Source organism: Clostridium sp. NSJ-145 (genome assembly GCF_021044725.1).
Classification (GTDB): Bacteria; Bacillota; Clostridia; order Clostridiales; family Clostridiaceae; genus Clostridium; species Clostridium disporicum_B.
The window spans coordinates 108,325-129,862 of sequence record NZ_JAJNOS010000007.1 but is presented as its reverse complement, the minus strand read 5'-3'; the positions used below and the strand labels follow the sequence as shown (position 1 = coordinate 129,862).

Sequence of the window (21,538 nt, the reverse complement as noted above, 5' to 3'; positions counted from 1 at the left end):
CCGTAGTAGCTGCGTTAAAGCGTCGAGGTGGCATTGAATAAAAATGCAATTAGAGTGGTACCGCGGAATATCCGTCTCTTTATTTATGGAGATGGTTTTTTTTATTTTAAGGGAATAATAGAAAGTATAACAATTTTTTTGAAGAACTTAGAGTACTTTGAAAATTTAAAATATTATTGTGATAATAAATGTTGGAGGTAGTTTTATGGATTATAAAAAGAAAGTTGCAGAACTTATAAAAACAGAAGTAGATATGGATATAGAAAGCATAGAAAAGTTAATAGAAATTCCACCAAAGCCAGAGATGGGAGATTTTGCTTTCCCATGTTTCCAATTAGCTAAGGCTTTTAGAAAAGCGCCTAATATGATAGCAGAAGAGTTAAAGGAAAAATTAGATAAGGAAGGTTTTGAAAAAATAGAAAGCTTAGGACCTTACTTAAACTTTTTTGTTGATAAAGGGACGTTTACTAAGAATACAATAGAAAAAATACTTGCTGAAGGTGATTCTTATGGAAGCTCAAATATAGGTGAAGGAAAGACAGTATGTGTTGAATATTCATCTCCTAATATAGCTAAGCCGTTCCATGTAGGACATTTATTTACAACAGCTATAGGGAATTCTTTATATAAACTATTTAAAAAAGAAGGCTATACAGTTGAAGGTATAAATCACTTAGGAGATTGGGGAACTCAATTTGGTAAGCTTATATCTGCTTATAAAAGATGGGGTAATGAAGAGGCTCTAGAAAAAGATGCAATAGCAGAACTTTTAAGAATCTATGTTAAATTCCATGATGAAGCTGAGAAAGATCCATCTTTAGAAGATGAAGGAAGAGCATATTTTAAAGCTTTAGAAGATGGAGACAAAGAAGCAGAAGCTTTATGGGAAAGATTTAGAAATTTAAGCTTAAAAGAATTCCAAAGAGTATATGATATATTTAATGTTAAGTTTGATTCGTATGCAGGTGAAGCTTTTTATAACGATAAGATGGATGTAGTTGTAAATGAGCTAAGAGATAAAGGTTTACTAGTTGAAAGTAATGGAGCTCAAGTTGTAATGCTTGATGAATACAATATGCCTCCATGTATAGTTTTAAAGGCTGATGGGGCATCTATATATGCTACAAGAGACTTAGCAGCTGCTATGTATAGAAAGAATAAGTACGACTTTTATAAGTGTATATATGTAGTGGGAACTCCACAAGCATTACATTTTAAACAAGTATTTAAGGTATTAGAGCTTGCAGGGCACGAATGGGCTAAGGATTGTGTGCATGTTGGATTTGGATTAGTTAAGTTTGCTGATAGAAAATTATCAACTAGAAAAGGTGAAGTTATACTTCTTGATGACTTAATAAGAGAATCAATAGATAAGACTTTAGAAGTAATAAATGAAAAGAATCCAAACCTTGAAAATAAAGAGGAAGTAGCTAAAAAGATAGGGGTAGGAGCAGTAGTATTTACTTATCTTAAGAACTCAAGAGAGAAGGATATAGTTTTTGATTGGAAAGAAATGCTTTCATTTGAAGGGGAAACAGGTCCGTATGTTCAATATTCTTATGCAAGAGCAAATAGTATATTAACTAGAGCTGGTGAAGTAAATGAAGCTCCAGACTTTACAAAGTTAAATTCTAAAGAAGAATTTGAATTAGTTAAAGCATTAGAAAGTTTTGGTAAAAACATTCATTTAGCTATTGAAAAATTAGAACCATCAGTTGTTACTAGATATGTTATTGAAGTGGCTAAGACATTTAATAAATTCTACAATAATCATTCAGTGTTAAATTTAGAAGATAAGAGTTTAATGGCAGCTAGATTAGCGCTAGTAAAATCTACATGTCAAGTAATTAAAAATGGATTAGAATTAATAGGTATAGAAGTAGTAGAAAAAATGTAGGATTTGAAAGTAGGAGCTATGCTAAATAGCTTCTACTTTTGTTAATTTATGATATTAACAAAAAGATAACAGAAAGTTTATTATCGGAAGGATAAATTCTGTTATAATCAAAGAGTAAAATGAAAGGAGGCACAAAGAACGTGTTTTTGAAGAACAATAAGTATAAAGATGCAGTGGTAGCTGCATTATGGATAGTAGTTTTTAGTATTTTAGCATTTAAATTGTTCGGGTACCTAGATGACATAACAAGCACTCTAGGAAAAATAATTTCGTTATCAATGTCATTTATATATGGAATAGTAATAGCATATGTATTAAATCCTATAGTAAAGATAATTGAATCAAAAACGAAAATGAGAAGAAGTCTTGCAATAGCTGTAACTTATATATTGTTTATTACGATAATCGCAATTATATCAATATATGGAATACCGAGTTTAATTGATAGTATTAGAGATATGATTAATAAGGTGCCAGGTTATATAGATTCAGCTCAGAGATTCTTAAATGATATAGTTAGCAACGATAATATTAATGGATTAATTAATTCTACTGGTACATTAGGTACAATACAGTCATATATAGAAAAAATAGGATATGTTTTAATGAATTTATTAGAAGGTTCATTTAATACTTTATTTAATTTATCCTCACAACTTGTTAAAGTAGTTCTAGGATTCTTAGTATCTATTTATGTTTTATCAGATAAAGATAAACTTATAAATGACTGGAAGAGAGTCTTAGTACTAGTGTTAAAAGAGAAGAGGGCAAAACAAGTTATTGAATTTGGTAGAATATATAACAATATGATAGGTACATATATAGGAATAAAAGCTATAGATTCAACTATAATAGGGATAATGGCATTTATATTGTTAACTATAGTAAAATCAGAGTATGCTTTATTGCTTTCTATAATTGTTGGTATAACTAATATGATACCTTATTTTGGGCCTTTTATAGGAGAGATAGTAGGATTTTTTATAAATATATTTGTTTCTCCGACTAAAGGTTTAGTAGTGTTCTTAACGTTATTTGCATTACAGATGTTTGATGGTTGGTATTTAGATCCTAAGCTTATAGGAAGTAAAGTTGGGGTTAGACCATTCTGGATTATATATGCAGTAGTGATTGGTGGAGGATTCTTTGGACCTATTGGAATGTTACTTGCATCTCCAACAGCAGCTACAATGAAGTTTTACTATTCAAAGCTATTAGAAAAGAATAAAGAAGTAATAAAGAATATTGAAAAAGTATAAAAAAAGGAGTGTATGGACTCCTTTTTTTATACATAATAGTAATTAGTTATATCAAAATTTATATGAATTTTATTTATCATCGTTTTTATATTTAGAGCAATGAGAAGAACAACTTCCACAATTACAATTGCCTTTAGATGATTTTTTTATGTTTTTATATATTATAAATGATGCTATTAAAACTATCACTATTGTTATAAAAATCTCCATAATATACATCTCCTTTATATGATTAAAGAACCTATATTAAATACTAAGAAAGATACTATCCAAGCTAAAACAAGTTGATATCCAACAGAGAAAAGTGTAATTTTTAAACCGAATTCTTTTTTCATAGTACCTAAAACAGTTATACAAGGTGTATATAGTAAAACAAAAACTAAAAATGATAGTGCAGATAATGCTGTAAAGTGTAGTGGTAATAAGACAGAAAGGTCTCCGGCGAATATAACACTCATAGATGAAACAACAGTTTCTTTGGCAATTAATCCTGTTAATAGCGAAACAGAAGCTTGCCAGTTACCAAAACCTAACGGTTTAAATATAGGTGCTAAGAAACCACCTATAGATGATAATATACTGTTATTAACATCTGTCATGCCTGAAAAATTAAAGTTCGATAAGAACCATAAAACTACGCTCATGGCAAAGATTAATGTACCAGCTTTTATGATAAAACTTTTACTTTTTTCATAAAGTTGATTTAAAATACTTTTAAATGATGGTAATTTATATTCAGGCAATTCAATTAAGAATGGCTCTTCATCTTTTTTGAATAAAGTATTTTTAAATAATATCCCCATTAGAAAAGCTAATAGGACTCCCAAGAAATAAAGGGAAGCTACAATAATACCAATATTATTTGGGAAAAATACTGCAGCAAATACGCTGTAAACAGGTAATCTAGCATTACAACTCATCAATGGAACAAGAAGAGCAGTAAGTTTTCTATCCTTTTCGCTCTCTAGAGTTCTAGCAGTCATAATTGCTGGAACTGAGCATCCAAAACCAACTATCATTGGTATAAACGCTTTACCTGACAATCCCATCTTTCTCATTATTTTATCCATAAGGAAAGCAACTCTTGCCATATATCCACTATCTTCTAAAATTGTTATGCAAGTAAATAGTGATAAAATTATTGGTAATAAAACTAATATTCCACCAACACCGGAAATTATCCCATCAACAATTAGAGAACTAAACCAAGGACTAGAATTTGATAATAAAGTTGATACATAGGGAATAATAGTATCATTTAAAAATCCATCGAGTAAATCAGAAAGAGGTTGTCCTATCCAACTGAATGTTACTTGGAAAATTAAAGCCATGGTAATAAAGAAAATTGGATATGCTAACCATGGATTTAATAAAATATTATCAAGTTTATCTTTTAAAGTTTTTTTCTCCGAAATATGTATTTTGTTACATTTATCTAAAAGTGATGAAATAAAGTTATAAGCATCCTTTTCTGAAGAAAATTTATAATTATTATCATCTGTTATCTTTAAGAAATTATCAGATTTTATAGTTTCTTTAATTTCATTTATTCCTAATCCTTTGGCAGCTTGTATAGGAATAACTGTTACCTGTAATAATTCTGAAAGTTTATTATAATCTATTTGAATTCCTTTTTTCTCTGCTACATCAATCATATTTATAGCTAAAATGATTGGCTTTTTAAAAGCTTTTAATTGAGTGGTTAAATAAAGATTTCTATCTATATTTGAAGCATCAATGATATTTAAAATAACATCAACATCACCAGTTTCTAAAAATTCTTTTGAAACTTTTTCTTCATTAGAATAGGTATCCATAGCATATATACCAGGCAAGTCCACAATTTTCACATCATCAAATGTTCCTTCTTTTCTGTCAACAGTAACACCAGCCCAGTTTCCAACTCTTTGGTTTGAACCAGTTAAGGCATTAAAAAGAGTTGTTTTACCGACATTTGGATTACCTAATAGGGCAATAGTTTTCATTATGTCATCTCCTTTATTTAGTCAAGCATATGTTTTTTGCATCTTTCTTTCTAATTGCAAGATCAAAGCCTCTTAAGTTTAAGATTATAGGATCTCCTAAAGGAGCAATTCTTTTTAGTTCAATTTCTGTTCCCTCAATACAACCTAAAGCGGAAAGTCTTTTAGCTAATTTGGAATCTCCATTTATTTTATCTATAATACCTTTTTCTCCAAGTTTTAAATCACAAATGCACATAAATTCCACCTCAAATTGAAAATCATTATCATATTTATGATATCAAAACTTTAATAAGGGGTCAATATATTAAAATCTCGCATTAGTTTAAAATGCTGTATTAATAGTAATAATTATATATTCACTTGTAAAATAAGATGATATAATGAAAAAGAAAGTTTGGTATATTTGAATTGAGGGGGAAGAAACAATAAACAAGAAAGAGTGATATTTTTGATAATTAGAGAAAATATAATAGAGTTAGAGGAACAAGAGTTAGATTATATTCTAGAAAGAGATGATGTTAAATTTAAGCCTGAAGAATTAATATTTTTCGATTTAGAACATTACGTGTATAAAAAACCTAAATGTGTAGGTGTTTTTGGTGCATGTGTATTTGATGAAAAAGATAAAAAACTTCATGTTACTCAATATATGATAGAAGGAAAAAATGATGTGGTAGATATATTGATATTAGCAAAGAAGTATTTTATAAAAATGAAAGAAGAGGGAAAAAAAGCAATAGTAACATTTTCAGGCAATAATGACTTTACAGTAATTAATTATTTATTTAATAAGTATGGTATATATTATGACTTTACAAAAGAATATGAATCTGTGGATATTCAAAAAGAGTATGAGATGGATAAAAAGACATCTATAGGATTAAAAAACCTAGAAAAAGTATTTGGTATACATAGAGAAAGTGAATTAATCAGTGGTTCAAATTTAGCTAAAACTTTCCATAAGGTATTGAAGGATAAAGAATATATTGAAAGAATGCCAAGTGAAAAAATAGAAAATATATTATTGTATAATGAACAAGATGTTGTAAGTTTATATTCTATGTTTATTTCATGGAGAAAATATATTAACCCGATAGAAGAAATGAACGAAGAAGCATAATGTTTATTATCAATATATTGATTTAAGGATAACATCCTTAAATGATAGATGCTCCTAATTATTTAGGAGCATCTATCATTTATAGGAGAATTTTTTATAGATATTATTACCATCAGAAATTAATACTATAGTATTATCTATATCCGTTCGATAAATTTTATTAGAGCGTGAATTTAATAGGTTTAATGTTTTAGAAGTTGGATGGTTATAATTATTATCTTTTCCTACTGAAATAACAGTTATATAAGGAGATACTGCATTAAAAAATGCTGTAGAAGTAGAAGAAGATGAACCGTGATGTGCAATTTTTAATACATCAGATCTAATAGAAGTATTTGAATTTAAAATATCCTCTTCATTAGTTTTTTCAGCATCACCAGTAAATAAAAAAGAAGTATTACCATATTCAATTTTAAATACAGCAGAGTAAAGATTAAGATTATCACCATAATCTTTCAAGAGTGGGGAGTATATAATTATATTTACATTTTCCCCTAAATCAATTGATGTTGTATTTATATCAAATACGTTTATTTTTTTATTTTTAGATATAAGTGATTCAACCATTTTTTCAAAGGATTTTGAAGTATGTGTTATCTTAGGGGCATAAAATTCACCGATATCATATCTTTTTATAACTGAATACATATTTCCTATATGATCTTCGTGAGGGTGACTAGCCAAAATATAATCAAGTTTTTTTATATTTATGGAATTAAGATAATTGAAAAAAATAGAACTACTTTCCTTAGGACCAGAATCTATAAGAAGATTTTTATCATTAACTTGCACTAGAATTGCATCACCTTGACCAACATCGATAAAATGCACGGTCATAATTGAATTAGAATTTGCTGAAGTATTAGAGCAACTATATAATAGGATAATAAAAATAAGAAATAAAAGTTTGTAAAATTTCATAATAACCTCCAGGGTATTACTAATGCTTAACAATATTACGAAAAAATATACAAACTTATTAACATATTTCTTGAAGTAAAATCTTTTAAATAGTATAATTAAAACAATTAAATAAAAAAGGTGTGAGAAAGTTAATGATAATAAAAGGGATTTTATACGGGGCGTACATGTTAAATGTAAGAGTGAAAGCTATAAAACATTCGTGGATAAAAAAGTATAAGGGGCAAGAAGAAGCAGATAAATATGCTCAAAAAACTGCGTATCTTTGGGCAAAATACACAATAAAAACTATTGGGATAGATTTAGAGGTAAAAGGATTAGAGAATATTCCTGATGAAGCATGTGTTTTTATTGGAAATCATACAAGTATATTAGACATACCTATTATGTTTTATACAATAGATAGATTAGTTGGTTTTGTAGCTAAAAAAGAAATGTTGAAAGCTCCAGTTATTGGAACGTGGCTTGAAAAGGCACATTGTATTCCATTAGATAGAGAAAATCCAAGAGAAGCAATTAAAACAATTAATTATGGAGTAGAATTATTAAAAAAAGGATATTCGTTGGCTATATTCCCAGAAGGAACTAGAAGTAAGGATGGAAATATAGGAGAATTTAAAAAAGGAAGTTTAAAGCTTGCTACAAAGGCAAAGGCACCAATTGTACCAATTGCAATAGATCGTGCTTACACTAGTTTTGAAAAAGATAAAAAATTTAAACCTTCAAAAATTAAAGTTACTTTTGGAAATGCAATTAGTACTGCTGAATTAACTAAAGAAGAAGAAAAGACTTTAAATGAAGATGTTAGAAACATTATTAAATCATATTTAAGTTAGAAGATACTTTAATAATTAAATAACTTAAGTGAAAATTGTTATATTCAGTAAGAATTTCTTATTTATTTTGCATATTAGAGTATTTTTTGAATAAATAATATAAGATAAAGCCACATTGGGGAGGAGATTGCTAAATGCGAAAAGAATTTTCTATCAATAATGATAAAGTATTAATTAATTTTACAGCGAAATATTGTACAACTTATGAGATGGTACTTGATAGTGATGGGTTTAGAAGAACGTTAGAAGTTTATTTAAAGAAGGCGCAAAACAAGAGATCTAACTCATATAGATATTTAACAGAGGCCCTTGAGAGTAATGATATACAATATATAAGAAAAAATCTTGTTACAGTGTTTAAATGGTTAACATTAATGACTGTAGAAGAAATATTAGAAGTAAATATAAATTATAAAGGGTTATTTGAAGATAGAAATGAATTTATAAAAGTAATAGAAGATTTTTATCGTTTTTGGAGAAGGCTAGAAAGATATACTATTATCCATACGGATAGAGTGAGACAGGGGCTTGCGGCTATGAGCTTTACTGAAGCAAATAGTAATTTTTCAAGATTAATATTAAAGTTATATAGAAAAGTAGAAGAGAATGTTTTAGGAGAAAAACCGCTTGTATTTAGACAAATACCAGTTGGGGGAAATTGTAGTGTAATGATAAATAAGGTGAATTGGCCAATGCCTAAATCTTATAGAATGCTACAAGAAATAAACTTTATTGATTGTATTTTAATTGAACCTCCATTTATAACTTATCCAAAAAGAAATACAAGAACGGGAATATTCTCAGAGGTAACTGAAAATCCATTAAAAAATTGTGTTATAAATAAAGAACATTGGTTCTGCTATCCAGCGAAAGTAGGAGAATTGTTGGCATATGTATATTTCCATAGAGATTTTATGGAGCATGGAATAACTCTATGTAATCTTTTTGAAATGGCAAAAAGAGATGAATGTAGAAATAGAAAACCAGATATAATCTATGTGTTTGGAGGAACTGATAAAGAAGATGACTTCAAGACAGTATTTTATGATGATGTAGAAAATGATATTATGTTAGGATACATTAATCATTCAGATCAAATTGATTATTTTGGATATATGAAAAAGATGATTTTAACTCTTCACAATTTGATTATGATAAAAAGAGGATATCTACCAATACATGGTGCAATGGTTAATATTAAGCTTAAGAGTGGTAAAGAAGCCAATGTTGTAATTATGGGAGATAGTGGAGCAGGAAAATCAGAGAGTTTAGAAGCTTTTAGAGCACTTGGTAAAGATAATATAAGTGATATGACAGTGATATTCGATGATATGGGTATATTTAAAAATACAGATAATGAAGTAGTTGGATATGGTACAGAAATCGGAGCATTTGTTAGATTAGATGATTTAGAGCAAGGTTATGCATTTAATGAAATAGATAGAAGTATATTTATGAATCCAGATAAGATAAATGCTAGATTGGTAATGCCTATAACTCCATACTTTGAAATAGTTAAAGGCTATAAAGTAGATATGATGCTTTATGCAAATAACTATACAGCGGTGGAAGCTGAGGATAAATCTATAGAGTTCTTTGGAAATGTAGATGAAGCTATTAATGTGTTTAAAAGTGGTGCAAGAATGGCAAAAGGGACTACATCTGAAAAAGGGTTAGTAGAAAGTTACTTTGCAAATCCTTTTGGGCCAGTTCAAATGAAAGAGAAAACTGATGTATTAATAGAAGAATATTTCAATCTTATGTTTAAAAATAATATTAAGGTAGGACAGATTAAAACTTGTTTAGGAATAAAAGGACAAGAAAAAGATGGTCCAAGAAGAGCTGCAATAGAGTTATTTGATATTATAAAAACATTATAAACAAAAAAATCCTTCGATAAAAAGAAGGATTTTTTTTATTTGTCATTACTTGTACTTTTGCTTTTCATAAAAAATGAAATAGCATATAAACCACATATACCAACTAATGTATAAATAATTCGAGTAAATACGGACATATCACCGAAAATGTTGGAAATTAAATCAAATTGAAATATACCAATTAGCCCCCAATTAATAGAACCAAGTATAATTATTGCAAGTATTATAGTATCTAATAATTTCATAAAAAACCTCCTTATTTATGATACTGTTGCTATAGTAACCATAAAAAGGAGGTTTTATTCGCTAAATAGTAATATTTCTGTCTATAGGTTGATTTAAAGATATAATAGTATCGGTTCGTTGAATTCCGGTTATAACATTAATTTTATTTAAAAGTATATCTTGAAGATCTGTGATGTTTTTACATATAACTTTGGCAAATACTGAATAATCACCAGTAGTTAAATGCAATTCAACAACTTCTTTTATTTTTGATAGTTCGTCAAAAACATCATTAAATGAAGATGTTTTATCAACATATATTCCAACAAAACAACAAACATCATATCCTAACTTTGGAAGATCAAGTAATATACGAGAACCTTTAATTATACCAAGTTCCTCCATCTTTTTCATACGAACATGTATTGTACCACCACTAACATGACAAAGTCTAGCAATTTCTAAATAAGGAGTTCTACAATCCTTAACTAATATATCTAATATCTGAAAATCTAGTTCATCTAATTGATAACTCTGATTCAAAACTAACACCCCTTTTAATAAATTTATAATATCTTTAATATATTTTATCAAATTATATAAGAAAAAAGAAGTATTAAATAAAATCTTTTAAATAATAACTCAATATTTAACGTTTTATCAAAATATGGAAAAATAATATTACTTGAAAATATGTTAAATAAAAAGTAATATATAAGTGTATATATATATGGAAGGAGCAAACAGAGGATGGGCATTTTATTTACAGTATTATATTTTGTAATATTATTAGCAATCACATTTGGAATTCTGTTCTTAGGTAGAAAATATGTTTTCTCAAAGGTAAGAATAAATAAGTTTATACCACTAGGAATATCAATAGCATTATTTGTTTTACAAATGTTTTTACCAAAGATTATGCAAGAGCAAAATTTATGGTTAAGTATGATTCTTACAATAGTTACAGTAACATTTTTCTTATGGTTCTTAGAAATTCAAACTACTGGAGGGCCTAAGAAGAAAGAAAAACAAATAGAAATTAGACCTAAGGCTAAGCCAAATAGAGTTAAGCATTTAAAAAATCAAAAAGACAATAAGTAAAAAGATGAGAAGTATAGCTTCTCATCTTTTTTATAAGGTGTTTTCATCAATAATATTATAGTGATAAATGAATATGGGGGATGTAATAGCGATTTTTCCATTAGATTGATAAACTTTTATTACATACCAACTTTCGTTTTCAGCAGGAATATGTTCATAGAGATACTTAATGCTATTTAAATTTATATTATTTATTGATTTAATAAGTTTACCACCATTAGTTATTATTTCTATATCTTTTATTCTATATTTAACATCTTCAGCAAAAATTAAAAATTTTAATTTTTTATTGTTAGTAACAATACTTTCTCCCATAAAATTATTGTTTATTGTAAAATATAATCGCAAAAAACGAGATTCAGTAGAATATGTTCTATGCATCCTAAATGCATCTATTAAAGCTTCTTTAGATAGCTCATTTCCAATGTATACCGTAAGGTTATCAGATTCATCGAAGTTAACTCTATGATTATCTTGACCATTTATAGCACCTAATTTCCAACCGCAATCTAATAGTTGAAAAAAGTATTTTTCATGGTAAGTAATCTTTGCAGATGGATTCCCATTACAAACTTCTATTGAAGTAATTATATTATTAAATATTGGATCATAGGGTATATCCATTATGTTTTTATGTGGATGATTAATAGATATAAAAGCAGTAGGATTATTTATCATCCATAGTGTTAAAAGTCTTAAGTCTTTAAGAGTGCCAGTAAAAAAATTTTTTGAATTTATTACGTTAAAATCACCATATGATTGAGTTTTACATTCGAAACCAACAACTGGAAGAAAATCATCATGAGACTTTTTAAATTTATTACAAATACTAATTAAACTTTGCCACTTAGTTGATGAACCGTCTTTAGATGATTTATTATTAAGAAAATCATTATGATCAGTTATAAATAAATAATCTAAGCCACATTTGGCTGCGTATTCATAAAGCTCAGTAGGTGTTCCTCTACCAGTAGAGTAATTTGAATGACAGTGAGGTATTCCGTAATAAAATCTAATTTTATTTTGATCAAAGACTATATTATTTTTACTTTTCTTTTTTCCCAAAATGTATACCTCTTAATAAATTATTACATACTTATATATAGTATTAGGAGTATTAAAATAATGACAACAATTATAAATGATGATAAAATAAAGTGAAACTTTGGAATGAGAGAGGTTTAATAGTAATGGTTAAGGAGTTTTATGGAAAGTATCCTAATATTAATGAGACAGCATATATATCAGAATCTGTAGATATTATAGGAGATGTTTTAATTAAAGATAATGTTAATATATGGTTTGGTGCAAGGCTAAGAGCTGATATGAATAAAATAGTTATTGGAGAAAATACTAATATTCAAGAAAATTCAGTTATTCATATAGATGTTGATTATGAGACTATAATAGGTAGAAACGTTACAATTGGGCATGGAGCTATAATTCATGGATGCAATATAGCAGATAATGTTTTAGTAGGAATGGGGTCTATAATATTAAATGGAGCTAGAATTGGTAAGAATACTATTATAGGTGCAGGATCATTAATAACTCAAGGCAAAAGCTTTGAAGAGGGGGTTCTAGTATTAGGAAATCCAGCTAAGGTTATTAGAAAATTAACAGATGAAGAAATAAAGAGTATTCAAAAATCTGCTGATAATTATGTGGCCTTAAGTAATAAATATAAAAAATAGGAGGACTTATGTTAAAAATAGGTGATTATAATACTCTAAGAGTTGATAGAGAGAAAGATTTTGGTTTTTACTTAGTAGATAAAGAGAGTGGAGAAGATGTATTACTTCCAAAATCTTTAGCTGAAGGAATGAATGTTGAAGTCGGTCAAGAAAGAGAAGTTTTTATTTATAGAGATTCTAAAGATAGACCTATAGCTACTTTTAAAAAGCCATTAGCTAAAGTATATGATGTGGCGTACTTAAAAGTTGTTCATCAAGGAGAATTCGGTGCGTTTATAGATTTTGGATTAGATAGGGATATTTTTGTTCCACTTAAAGAACAACGATTCAAACTTCGTACTGGAGATAAGTATTTATTCTATATATACTTAGATAAGACAAATAGATTAGCAGCTACTACTGAAGTAGAAAACTACATAGAAATAGCTGATGAGTCTGTAGGATTCAAGGTTGGAGATGAGGTTACTGCGATGGTTTATTCAAGAACTCCATCAGGAACATTGAATGTTGCTATAGATGGAAAGTATAAAGGATTAGTTTTACCTAATGAATATTATGAAGAAATATTCCCAGGAACAGAAATGAAGTTAAGAGTTAAAAGAATATATGAGGATGGAGTTATAGGATTAACTCCAAGAAAAACTAGATTAAATGAAAGAGATGAACTGAAAGAAAAGATAGTTAAATATATGAGAAAAAATGGTGGATTTATGGAGTTTAACGATAAATCTAAACCAGAAGATATTAAAGCTACTTTTGGAACTAGTAAAAACTACTTTAAGATGGCGTTAGGTGGTCTTATGAAAGAAGGTAGAATTGAGCAAGATTCAGAGGGATGCAGATTAATTTAGATTATATTTTAAAGATGTTACAAAAGTGTAGCATCTTTTTTTATTAGGAAAGTAATTAAAGAATGGCGAGAGGTCATTTTTATAATTAGAATGAAATTTTGTGGTAAAAAGAAGAAAAATAAATAAAAATAGTAATTTAAAGAAAAAATTGAAATAAAAGTGAGAATGATGTAAAATTTATAAGTATGAAAAAGTAAATAAAAAATGATAAGAAGTTTTGCTTAAATATAGTAGTTATAGTGGGGTAATTTAGATATGAATCAGGGGTTTATGATAAAAAGAGCAAGTACAAGGGATATAATAAATATTTTAAGTATAATAACATTTTTATTTTTTACATCTTTTGTTATAAATGGAATTGTGGATAAATATTTTATAGAATATTTATGTAAAACTATAATCAGTATGTTTTATATAGTTCTAATGATTTATTCGTTAAGCAAAATTAAATATAAGTGTAATAGTATTTTATCAGAAGATTACGGAGATAAGTTTTATTTACAAATATCAGTTGGATGTGGATTTTTAGCAATTATTACAATGATTAAATCAGCAATTTTCTATTCAACATATAGTAATAATATAGCTTTAGATTTAATATCAAATAAAACTGTATTTATTAATAATATATATTATTTGCTACAAATAATTTTAATAGCTTATACACTAAATAATTTCAAAGAAAATATTAGGAGTTTTATAAAGATATTATCCTTAGGGCTATTAGTAAACTTTATTTCAATAAATATATTTAAAGTAAGTGTTGGGACAATAGCTTATTCCATTAGAACTATATTTTTTATATGTGGGTTTATATTTTTAGTTTTTCTTGTATATAGAGCTAAGGAAAATTTTGAAAAAGAGGCTTATAAAGGTATTTTAATTTATTTAATTTCAAAAGTAATATATTTATTGTTTATGTATTTCAAAAGATATGATTTAGGAGATTATAAATTCTATTTAATCTTATTAGTTTTTATTGTAGGTGAATACTCACTTTTAAAAGTATTGATAATCAATAATTTAATAAATACAGAAAATAATTTAAATAAAAAGTTAAGATATATATTATCCTGGTATGAAGGGATATTTGAGAATATGCCAGATGCAGTAACTATAAGAGAAAATGATAAAATAATATACATAAATGATAGTTATAAAAATTTCTTTAATATTAAAAATAAAAATGATCTTATGGGAAAGAGTATATATGATATTGTAGATAGCGCCTCTTATGAAAAAATTAAAGAAAAAGATAAAATACTATCTAAGGAAAATATTTTGAAACCAAGACATAATACATATACTATAAATGGAATAACGATAGAGTGTGAAGAGATTGGAGTTAAATTAAAAGATACATATAAGGATTTATATTTATTTATATTGAGAGATATAAAGTATAGAAAAGAATATGAGAATATGATAGTAAAATTAAAGCAAAAGGAAGAAGATGAAAAGTTGAAAAATCAATTTTTTACTAATATATCTCATGAATTTAAAACACCTGTAAACGTAATATATTCTGCTATGCAGATGCAAGAAAAGTGTATAGAAGAAGGTAATTTAACAGGTTGTGGAAAATATACATCATCAATAAGACAAAATTGTTTTAGACTTATAAGATTAATTAATAATATATTAGATATAAACAAGATAGAGAGTGGGTACTATTCTCCTGCTAAAAAGATAGTAAATATAGTGGAAAAAGTTGAGAATATTACAGAATCTATAATAGATTATGCTTCTTTTAAAGGGATAGAGGTTATTTTTGACACAACTGAAGAAGAAATTTTTTGTTACTGTGATGAAGATTCGTTAGAAAGAATAGTATTAAATTTAATATCTAATGCTATAAAATATAATGAATATGGGGGTTTTATTTTTATAAATATAGAAAAAGATAATGATAAAGTAAAGATATTTTTTAGGGATAATGGTTGTGGAATAGAAAATGAGAGAATAGAATCTATATTTAATAGATTTGAAAGAGGAGATACTACTTTGTATAGGAAAACAGAAGGAAGTGGAATTGGATTAAACCTTGTTAAATCTATGGTAGAAATTAATGGCGGAAATATAGTTATAGATAGTGAAATAGGAAAAGGCACAACAGTAAAAGTAGAATTTCCTGTAGTACAATATAATGTAGAAGATTATTATAGATTACAAGACGAATTTACCTTTGAAAACACACTTGTATCTAAAGTGGAAATAGAATTTTCAGATATATACTTTTAAAATAAGCTAATCTTTTATTAGATTAGCTTATTTTAAGTTATTTAGTTGTAAGGGGTAGGTGCCTAAATCTTTTTCTATAATTGTATCTAGTGATAATATTTTTATTGTATATGGATGAGGAAGATTTTTTAAAAAATCAAGCGCTTTAGAACTTAAAGGAGAAGTGGTAATTAATATACCATTATATAATGATTTTGATATTAAAATGCCTAAAAGGCTTTCTAGTTCGAATTCGCTAACCATATTTTCTTTAGGAGTCTTTTTACAATAAACATAATAGCTTGTATTATCTAAAGTACATATTATTGAAGAATTTGAGTTAGATACATCAGAAAATATTATATTACTATATCCTAAATAAACTAAATATTCACCACACCAGATTTGAAATTCTTTTGCAGTTAGTCTTATCAATGAATTAATTAATGAATTCCCATTTTTATATTCTTTTGATAAATTGTAAAGCTCTAATGCTTCAAAAATTATTTTGCCGATTAACGGACAAAAAAAGATAATTATAATAAAAAAATAAACATTATTAAAACTCATTACTTACCTCCAATTCAATATTACAATTTTTATATAATCTAATTGATTTAGTAAGCTCATAACCATCAACTAATTTAATTTCATAGTTAGATGATTCGTTTAATTCTCTGGCAAAATTACAGGCATCTTCAGAAAATGAACTATTATTAATTAAAATACCCTTTTTACATCCATTAGAAATCATTCTTCCTAAGAATGATTCTATGTCTTTCTTTGTAGTAAGTGTAAATAAAGTTTCATTAGTAGAATCAGTAGCTGTTTCATTTTGAATACATGTTATATAGATATTCTCTCCATTTAATATACCTTTAAGATTTGTTAACTCAGGAGAGTTATCTTTAAAAATAATAATATTTTCATAATTATGAGTAGAAAGATAAAATTTAATTGCCTTAAGAAATCTATCATAATTACTTTGTTGTAAATCTTTTATAGAAAGAATTCCTTTTTCAATTTTTTCATTTGATATTTGCTCTTTAAGAGAGATAATATTTTCTTCAATAAACTTAGAAAGAAGTTTTAATGAGAAATATATTAAAATTATAAAAGGAGTATATTTTAATAAACTCATATAGTAATTCACCTCTTTATAGAGTATTGACAAATATATCTATGTATATACAAAAAAAGCTAGTTTATAAGAGTGAATCTTATAAACTAGCTGAAAAAATAAATATCTAATTATTCTTCAATATTAGAATTTGATTTATCATCATTATTAAAAATATTTTTATCTAAATCACCTGTTATAGAGCTTGTTATAACTGCTGAAACCATAGTTCCATTAACGTTTATCATAGTACGTGCCATATCAAGAATTGGATCTATAGCTATGATACCTGCAGCTAATGGGAAAAATTCTCCAAGTCCAACACCGCTGATAACAACTGAAACAGCCATGATAGCAGTTCCAGGTAAGCCTGCTATTCCAAGTGAACTTATAACAATGACAATTATTAATGTTGCATAGAAAGATATATCTAAAGGTCTTCCTACCATATTTGCTAAAGTTACAGCCATAAGTGCAGGATAGATACCGGCACATCCATTCATACCCATATTAGAACCAAGTGAGCCAACAAAAGTAGAAGTACCTTCTTTTATGCCAGCATTTTCTGTTAGAACTTTAATAGTTACAGGTAAAGTTCCAAGGCTTGAACGAGATGTAAAAGCAAGTACAAGTGCTTCTAAAACATTTTTAACATATTTAAATGGATTTAATTTGAACAGTGAAACTATAAGCATTTGTAATATAAATGCAATAGCTGTAGAAATATATATTGCAATTATGAAACCAAATACTTCTTTTAATGAACTTATACCACGTGAAGCTATTACATTTGATAGTAATGCAACAACGGCATAAGGCATAAATTTAATAATTGTTATAGCAACACTTGTTATGATTGTATAAGAAGCTTCAATGAAATCTATAAAAACCTTAACTTTATCATATTTTTTTACTTTTAATCTTCTTATAGAAAGACCTATAAAAGTTGCAAATATAACTATAGCTATAACATTTCCTTTAGCCATTGAATCTACAATGTTTGAAGGTAATAAACCTCTTAATGTATCTGCTATAGGCTCGATTTCTTTAATTGTAGCAGAGCCAGCAATAACATTTGCACCGACACCTAGTTTCATTATATTTGCTACAATAACACCTATTATTGCAGATAGAGCTGTAATAGATAAAAGACTTATTATAGATACTCCTGTAAGTTTACCTATATTATCATCTTGAGTCATATTCATAATTACTCTGATGATAGATATTAATACTATTGGAACTACTAGCATTTTTAATAAATCAATAAATCCATTACCTATAAGTCCATACCATTTAGAAACTTCACTAATCCATGTTATTTCAGATGGATTTGCAGGGAATTTAGCTACAAGTTGGATTAATAGTCCTAATAATAAACCTATTATAGTGGATAGAATCATTCTAGTAGAAAATTTAAGCTTAGTTTTGCCTTTACCTAAAAAACTGATTCCAAAGAAAATTAATACTAAAATTCCTATAAATAATACAGTTTTAAAATCTGAAATCATTAAAAACTGTTGAAAAAAAGTTGAATTCATTTTTTTTCTCCTTTCGTAAATAACTCTTTAATTTAGTATTATATATTTCAATAAAAATTAATTCAACAAAATTTAACAAAAATAGATAAAAAAATCTTGAATACTTTCTAAAAATGCTTTAAAGTTATAAGTAAACGATTTAAAAAATGAGAATTTTTACATTTTATTATTCAAAATGTGGAAAAAAGGTATTTTAATAAATAAAATATAATATTATAATAATATATAAGTAGAAATTTTATAACTAAGAATTAAGGGGGAGTCTAATATGGAAAAAGTATTAAGATGTAGTATTCTAATAGTTGATGATTTTAATAATGTTTTAGTAGCTGAAAGAGGAAAAGGAAAAGGTGCAACTAAAACTTGGGGGTTATTTGGAAAAGAAATTAAAGGAAAAGAAGATGAAGAAAAATGTATTACAAAAGCTGTTGATAAAGATATAAAGTGTAATATATTTGATTTAAAACCTTTTAAAGAATATTTTGATGAAAAAGATAATGGGCTTAAAGTATTTATAGGTAGTATAAAAGAGTACATAACATGCCATAAAAGTATAAATCAAGTTAAATGGATTGGAAAGAATGATATAGATAAATATGAATTTAACCAAGAAGATATAAAGATTCTTAAGGATTTTTTTAATATATAAAAGATGAAGCAATTAAGCTTCATCTTTTTATGTTTAAAATTATTATTTGATTTCAGTCAAGTTATGCCAGTATCTAGTAGGCATATGCATTTTTTGAAGCTTTGAGTTTTCTCGTTCTTTTATATTTATAGAATTATAGAATGTTTTCCATAAGGATTCAAATTCATCATTAGAATAGTTTAATAAATTTTTTGTTTCATCCTTAGAAAGTTCAGTTATTATACTATTATTTTTATTATAGAAAAGAGCAATTTCTCTTTTCAAATCATGAATTATAAAGTTCTGATCGGAAAAACGTTCTATAAAGTGAGTAGATATTATAGGCAAAATATTATGGTCAGGCTCAATAGTACTATAGTATAATTGGGCTTTAATTTTTTTGAATCTAACAAACCCAGTAAACCTATGAGATTCTAAAGAAACTTTTCTATAATATTTATCAACTAGAGAGATTATCTCATTGTTCTTAGCTAAGTTTATATTATTTCCATAGTTATAACATAGTTTAATATATTTATATATTAATGTTTCTATATTATTAACATCACTTAAGTAGAGATAATAAATAGTTTTTAATGTAGTATAACTAAGTTTGTCACGTATGCTTGAATAAACTCTATTAAATTTATCTATTTCAGTTACAATCTCTATTGGAGATGAAATAAGATTAGGTAAATAATTTTTAGTTTTAGTTATTTTCACCTCTGTTTTAGATGAATAACAATAGAATATACATGTTAATAAACCTTCAAATGTACCGTCATATAAATACTCATTTATCATAATTATATTTCTCCTATAATTGAAGAATTTTTATCTTTCAATAAAGATAACTTGTTAAAAGAAGGTGATAAAGCAATGTTATTATCAAAAAAACTAAGTTGTTCATAATTGTTATCTATTATATTCAAATCAACTTTTGGAGATAAAACTTTCTTTATTTTATCACCATCTATATCTACAGAACCAAAATATTTTCCTTTACAGGTTATAAAATATTGAGCTCTTTTTAAAACTACTCCTAATTTTTTTAAATCTTCAAAATCTAAAGAAGATATTCTTCTAGAGCTAAGAATTTTTTTTGCACCTCGTATTCCTATACCAGGAATTCTTATAAGAGTTTCGTAAGGGGCTTTATTTATTTCTACAGGAAATAGGTGAATGTTATTAATTGCCCAATTTGTTTTAGGATCAAAATTTATATCGAAGTTAGGAGCTTTATTATCTAATAATTCATCAGCTTTAAAACCGTAAAGTCTAAGAAGCCAGTCGCCTTGATATAGACGATGTTCTCTTAATGTGGGCGGATTTTTTATACTAGGTAAATTTTTATCAGTATTAACAGGTACATATGCAGAGTAATAAACACGTTTTAATGAAAATTTATTATAAAGGTTTTCACTTAACTTCAATATATTATAATCACTTTCTTTAGTAGCACCAACAATTAGTTGAGTACTTTGTCCTCCAGGAACGAAAAGTGGAGCAGATTTGAACTTTTTTCTTTCATCATTGTATAGAATAATATTATTTTTTATGGATTTCATAGGAGTAAAAATACTTTCTTTGTTTTTTTCAGGGGCAAGAAGCTTTAGTGAATCGTTTGAAGGTAACTCCAAATTAACACTCATTCTATCTACTAATGTTCCAGCTTTTTTTATTAATGATTCATCTGCACCAGGAATTGCTTTTAAGTGGATGTAACCTCTGAAGTTATAACTATTTCTAAGTTTATCAACAACATTAGTTAACATTTCCATGGTATGATTGGCGTTTTTAAATATGGCAGAGCTTAAAAAAAGCCCTTCAATGTAATTTCTTCTATAGAAATTAATAGTTAAAGATACAATCTCGTCCACTGTAAAAGCTGCTCTTTCTATATCATTAGACTTTCTATTTAAGCAATAAGTACAATCGTAAATGCAGTAGTTAGTTAATAGGATTTTTAATAGAGAAATACATCTTCCGTCTGGAGTAAATGAGTGACAAATTCCAGAAGTACTCACTGAACCTAGTTGACCTTTTTTTGAGTTTCGATTTGAACCAGATGATGAACAAGATACATCATATTTAGCAGCATCACTTAATATTCTTAATTTTTCATTTATATCCATAAAATCACCTTCAAATATATTGATATATTTATATTATCAGAACGTATGTTTATCTGCAAGGGGTGGCATTGTGTAATAAAAGGAAAATATAAAAAATACAACCACAAATATTAAAATGTGGTTGT

The 21,538-nt window shown here is 26.8% G+C and carries 22 protein-coding genes and 1 other annotated feature (1 of these 23 cut by a window edge); of the genes, 10 read left to right on the top strand and 12 right to left on the bottom strand.

The genetic code is table 11. The features are described 5' to 3' along the window. Nucleotides 1–82: a binding site (T-box leader), on the top strand (it extends 127 nt beyond the left edge of the window). A gap of 123 nt (nt 83–205) precedes the next feature. Then, a complete protein-coding gene (argS, locus tag LQE93_RS08060) occupies nt 206–1,897 on the top strand; it encodes an arginine--tRNA ligase (RefSeq protein ID WP_055267538.1) in 1,692 nt (563 codons plus the stop codon). Nucleotides 1,898–2,037: 140 nt separating this feature from the next. Continuing rightward, nucleotides 2,038–3,156 (top strand): AI-2E family transporter, encoded by a 1,119-nt coding sequence (locus tag LQE93_RS08055; RefSeq protein ID WP_055267540.1) that lies wholly within the window; start codon nt 2,038–2,040, stop codon nt 3,154–3,156. A 69-nt stretch (nt 3,157–3,225) separates the two neighbouring features. On the opposite strand, the gene LQE93_RS08050 is transcribed toward LQE93_RS08055, so the two are convergent. The 3 genes from LQE93_RS08050 to LQE93_RS08040 are packed head-to-tail and all read right to left on the bottom strand — an operon-like array spanning nt 3,226 to nt 5,376. Continuing rightward, nucleotides 3,226–3,366: a FeoB-associated Cys-rich membrane protein gene (locus LQE93_RS08050; RefSeq protein ID WP_084759041.1), complete on the bottom strand. Its 141-nt coding sequence runs from the start codon at nt 3,364–3,366 to the stop codon at nt 3,226–3,228. A gap of 14 nt (nt 3,367–3,380) precedes the next feature. After that, complete coding sequence (feoB, locus tag LQE93_RS08045; RefSeq protein WP_231072941.1) at nt 3,381–5,141, bottom strand: ferrous iron transport protein B; 1,761 nt, start codon at nt 5,139–5,141, stop codon at nt 3,381–3,383. 13 nt (nt 5,142–5,154) lie between these two features. After that, complete coding sequence (locus tag LQE93_RS08040; RefSeq protein ID WP_055267543.1) at nt 5,155–5,376, bottom strand: FeoA family protein; 222 nt, start codon at nt 5,374–5,376, stop codon at nt 5,155–5,157. Between the two features lie 213 nt (nt 5,377–5,589). Between LQE93_RS08040 and LQE93_RS08035 the strand changes: the two genes are divergently transcribed. Continuing rightward, entirely contained in the window at nt 5,590–6,261 is a 672-nt protein-coding gene (locus tag LQE93_RS08035) for a ribonuclease H-like domain-containing protein (RefSeq protein ID WP_055267545.1), read from the top strand. Between the two features lie 75 nt (nt 6,262–6,336). Here LQE93_RS08035 and LQE93_RS08030 read toward each other — a convergent pair whose 3' ends face one another. Beyond that, entirely contained in the window at nt 6,337–7,182 is an 846-nt protein-coding gene (locus LQE93_RS08030; RefSeq protein WP_055267547.1) for a ComEC/Rec2 family competence protein, read from the bottom strand. 167 nt (nt 7,183–7,349) lie between these two features. Here LQE93_RS08030 and LQE93_RS08025 point away from each other — a divergent pair, with 167 nt between their 5' ends. Next, nucleotides 7,350–8,018 carry a lysophospholipid acyltransferase family protein gene (locus LQE93_RS08025; protein WP_231072940.1) on the top strand — a complete coding sequence of 223 codons (669 nt, stop codon included), beginning with the start codon at nt 7,350–7,352 and terminating at the stop codon, nt 8,016–8,018. Between the two features lie 134 nt (nt 8,019–8,152). Continuing rightward, nucleotides 8,153–9,898 carry a hypothetical protein gene (locus LQE93_RS08020; RefSeq protein WP_055267551.1) on the top strand — a complete coding sequence of 582 codons (1,746 nt, stop codon included), beginning with the start codon at nt 8,153–8,155 and terminating at the stop codon, nt 9,896–9,898. Between the two features lie 35 nt (nt 9,899–9,933). On the opposite strand, the gene LQE93_RS08015 is transcribed toward LQE93_RS08020, so the two are convergent. Continuing rightward, nucleotides 9,934–10,143, bottom strand: coding sequence for a DUF378 domain-containing protein (locus tag LQE93_RS08015; RefSeq protein ID WP_055267553.1), 210 nt, complete (start codon nt 10,141–10,143; stop codon nt 9,934–9,936). 61 nt (nt 10,144–10,204) lie between these two features. Next, complete coding sequence (locus LQE93_RS08010; protein WP_055267555.1) at nt 10,205–10,666, bottom strand: Lrp/AsnC ligand binding domain-containing protein; 462 nt, start codon at nt 10,664–10,666, stop codon at nt 10,205–10,207. Between the two features lie 207 nt (nt 10,667–10,873). Here LQE93_RS08010 and LQE93_RS08005 point away from each other — a divergent pair, with 207 nt between their 5' ends. Then, nucleotides 10,874–11,224 carry a hypothetical protein gene (locus LQE93_RS08005; protein WP_055267557.1) on the top strand — a complete coding sequence of 117 codons (351 nt, stop codon included), beginning with the start codon at nt 10,874–10,876 and terminating at the stop codon, nt 11,222–11,224. A 30-nt stretch (nt 11,225–11,254) separates the two neighbouring features. Here LQE93_RS08005 and LQE93_RS08000 read toward each other — a convergent pair whose 3' ends face one another. After that, the gene (locus tag LQE93_RS08000; protein WP_055267559.1) at nt 11,255–12,289 is read right to left on the bottom strand and encodes a CehA/McbA family metallohydrolase; all 1,035 of its coding nucleotides are present in this window, start codon (nt 12,287–12,289) and stop codon (nt 11,255–11,257) included. Between the two features lie 125 nt (nt 12,290–12,414). Here LQE93_RS08000 and LQE93_RS07995 point away from each other — a divergent pair, with 125 nt between their 5' ends. The 3 genes from LQE93_RS07995 (at nt 12,415) to LQE93_RS07985 (ending at nt 16,010) form a co-directional block, all read left to right on the top strand. Then, nucleotides 12,415–12,918: a gamma carbonic anhydrase family protein gene (locus LQE93_RS07995; RefSeq protein WP_055267561.1), complete on the top strand. Its 504-nt coding sequence runs from the start codon at nt 12,415–12,417 to the stop codon at nt 12,916–12,918. Between the two features lie 8 nt (nt 12,919–12,926). Beyond that, nucleotides 12,927–13,769 carry a CvfB family protein gene (locus tag LQE93_RS07990; protein ID WP_055267563.1) on the top strand — a complete coding sequence of 281 codons (843 nt, stop codon included), beginning with the start codon at nt 12,927–12,929 and terminating at the stop codon, nt 13,767–13,769. 255 nt (nt 13,770–14,024) lie between these two features. Next, the gene (locus tag LQE93_RS07985; protein ID WP_055267565.1) at nt 14,025–16,010 is read left to right on the top strand and encodes a sensor histidine kinase; all 1,986 of its coding nucleotides are present in this window, start codon (nt 14,025–14,027) and stop codon (nt 16,008–16,010) included. 27 nt (nt 16,011–16,037) lie between these two features. Here the strand turns inward: LQE93_RS07985 and LQE93_RS07980 are convergent, their stop codons facing one another. From LQE93_RS07980 to LQE93_RS07970, 3 genes are all read right to left on the bottom strand, one after another. Beyond that, on the bottom strand, nt 16,038–16,559 hold the full coding sequence (locus tag LQE93_RS07980) for a restriction endonuclease (RefSeq protein ID WP_055267567.1): 522 nt from the start codon (nt 16,557–16,559) through the stop codon (nt 16,038–16,040). Then, the gene (locus tag LQE93_RS07975; protein WP_055267570.1) at nt 16,549–17,130 is read right to left on the bottom strand and encodes a restriction endonuclease; all 582 of its coding nucleotides are present in this window, start codon (nt 17,128–17,130) and stop codon (nt 16,549–16,551) included. The genes LQE93_RS07980 and LQE93_RS07975 overlap by 11 nt, the downstream gene beginning before the upstream one ends. Nucleotides 17,131–17,240: 110 nt before the next feature. After that, entirely contained in the window at nt 17,241–18,650 is a 1,410-nt protein-coding gene (locus tag LQE93_RS07970) for a cation:dicarboxylate symporter family transporter (protein ID WP_055267572.1), read from the bottom strand. Nucleotides 18,651–18,918: 268 nt separating this feature from the next. Between LQE93_RS07970 and LQE93_RS07965 the strand changes: the two genes are divergently transcribed. After that, nucleotides 18,919–19,299 (top strand): hypothetical protein, encoded by a 381-nt coding sequence (locus LQE93_RS07965; protein ID WP_055267574.1) that lies wholly within the window; start codon nt 18,919–18,921, stop codon nt 19,297–19,299. 42 nt (nt 19,300–19,341) lie between these two features. Here LQE93_RS07965 and LQE93_RS07960 read toward each other — a convergent pair whose 3' ends face one another. Both LQE93_RS07960 and LQE93_RS07955 read right to left on the bottom strand, forming a co-directional pair. After that, nucleotides 19,342–20,082, bottom strand: coding sequence for a TIGR03915 family putative DNA repair protein (locus LQE93_RS07960; protein WP_070205703.1), 741 nt, complete (start codon nt 20,080–20,082; stop codon nt 19,342–19,344). Nucleotides 20,083–20,084: 2 nt separating this feature from the next. Further along, nucleotides 20,085–21,413: a putative DNA modification/repair radical SAM protein gene (locus LQE93_RS07955; protein ID WP_055267576.1), complete on the bottom strand. Its 1,329-nt coding sequence runs from the start codon at nt 21,411–21,413 to the stop codon at nt 20,085–20,087. Nucleotides 21,414–21,538: the final 125 nt, after the last annotated feature.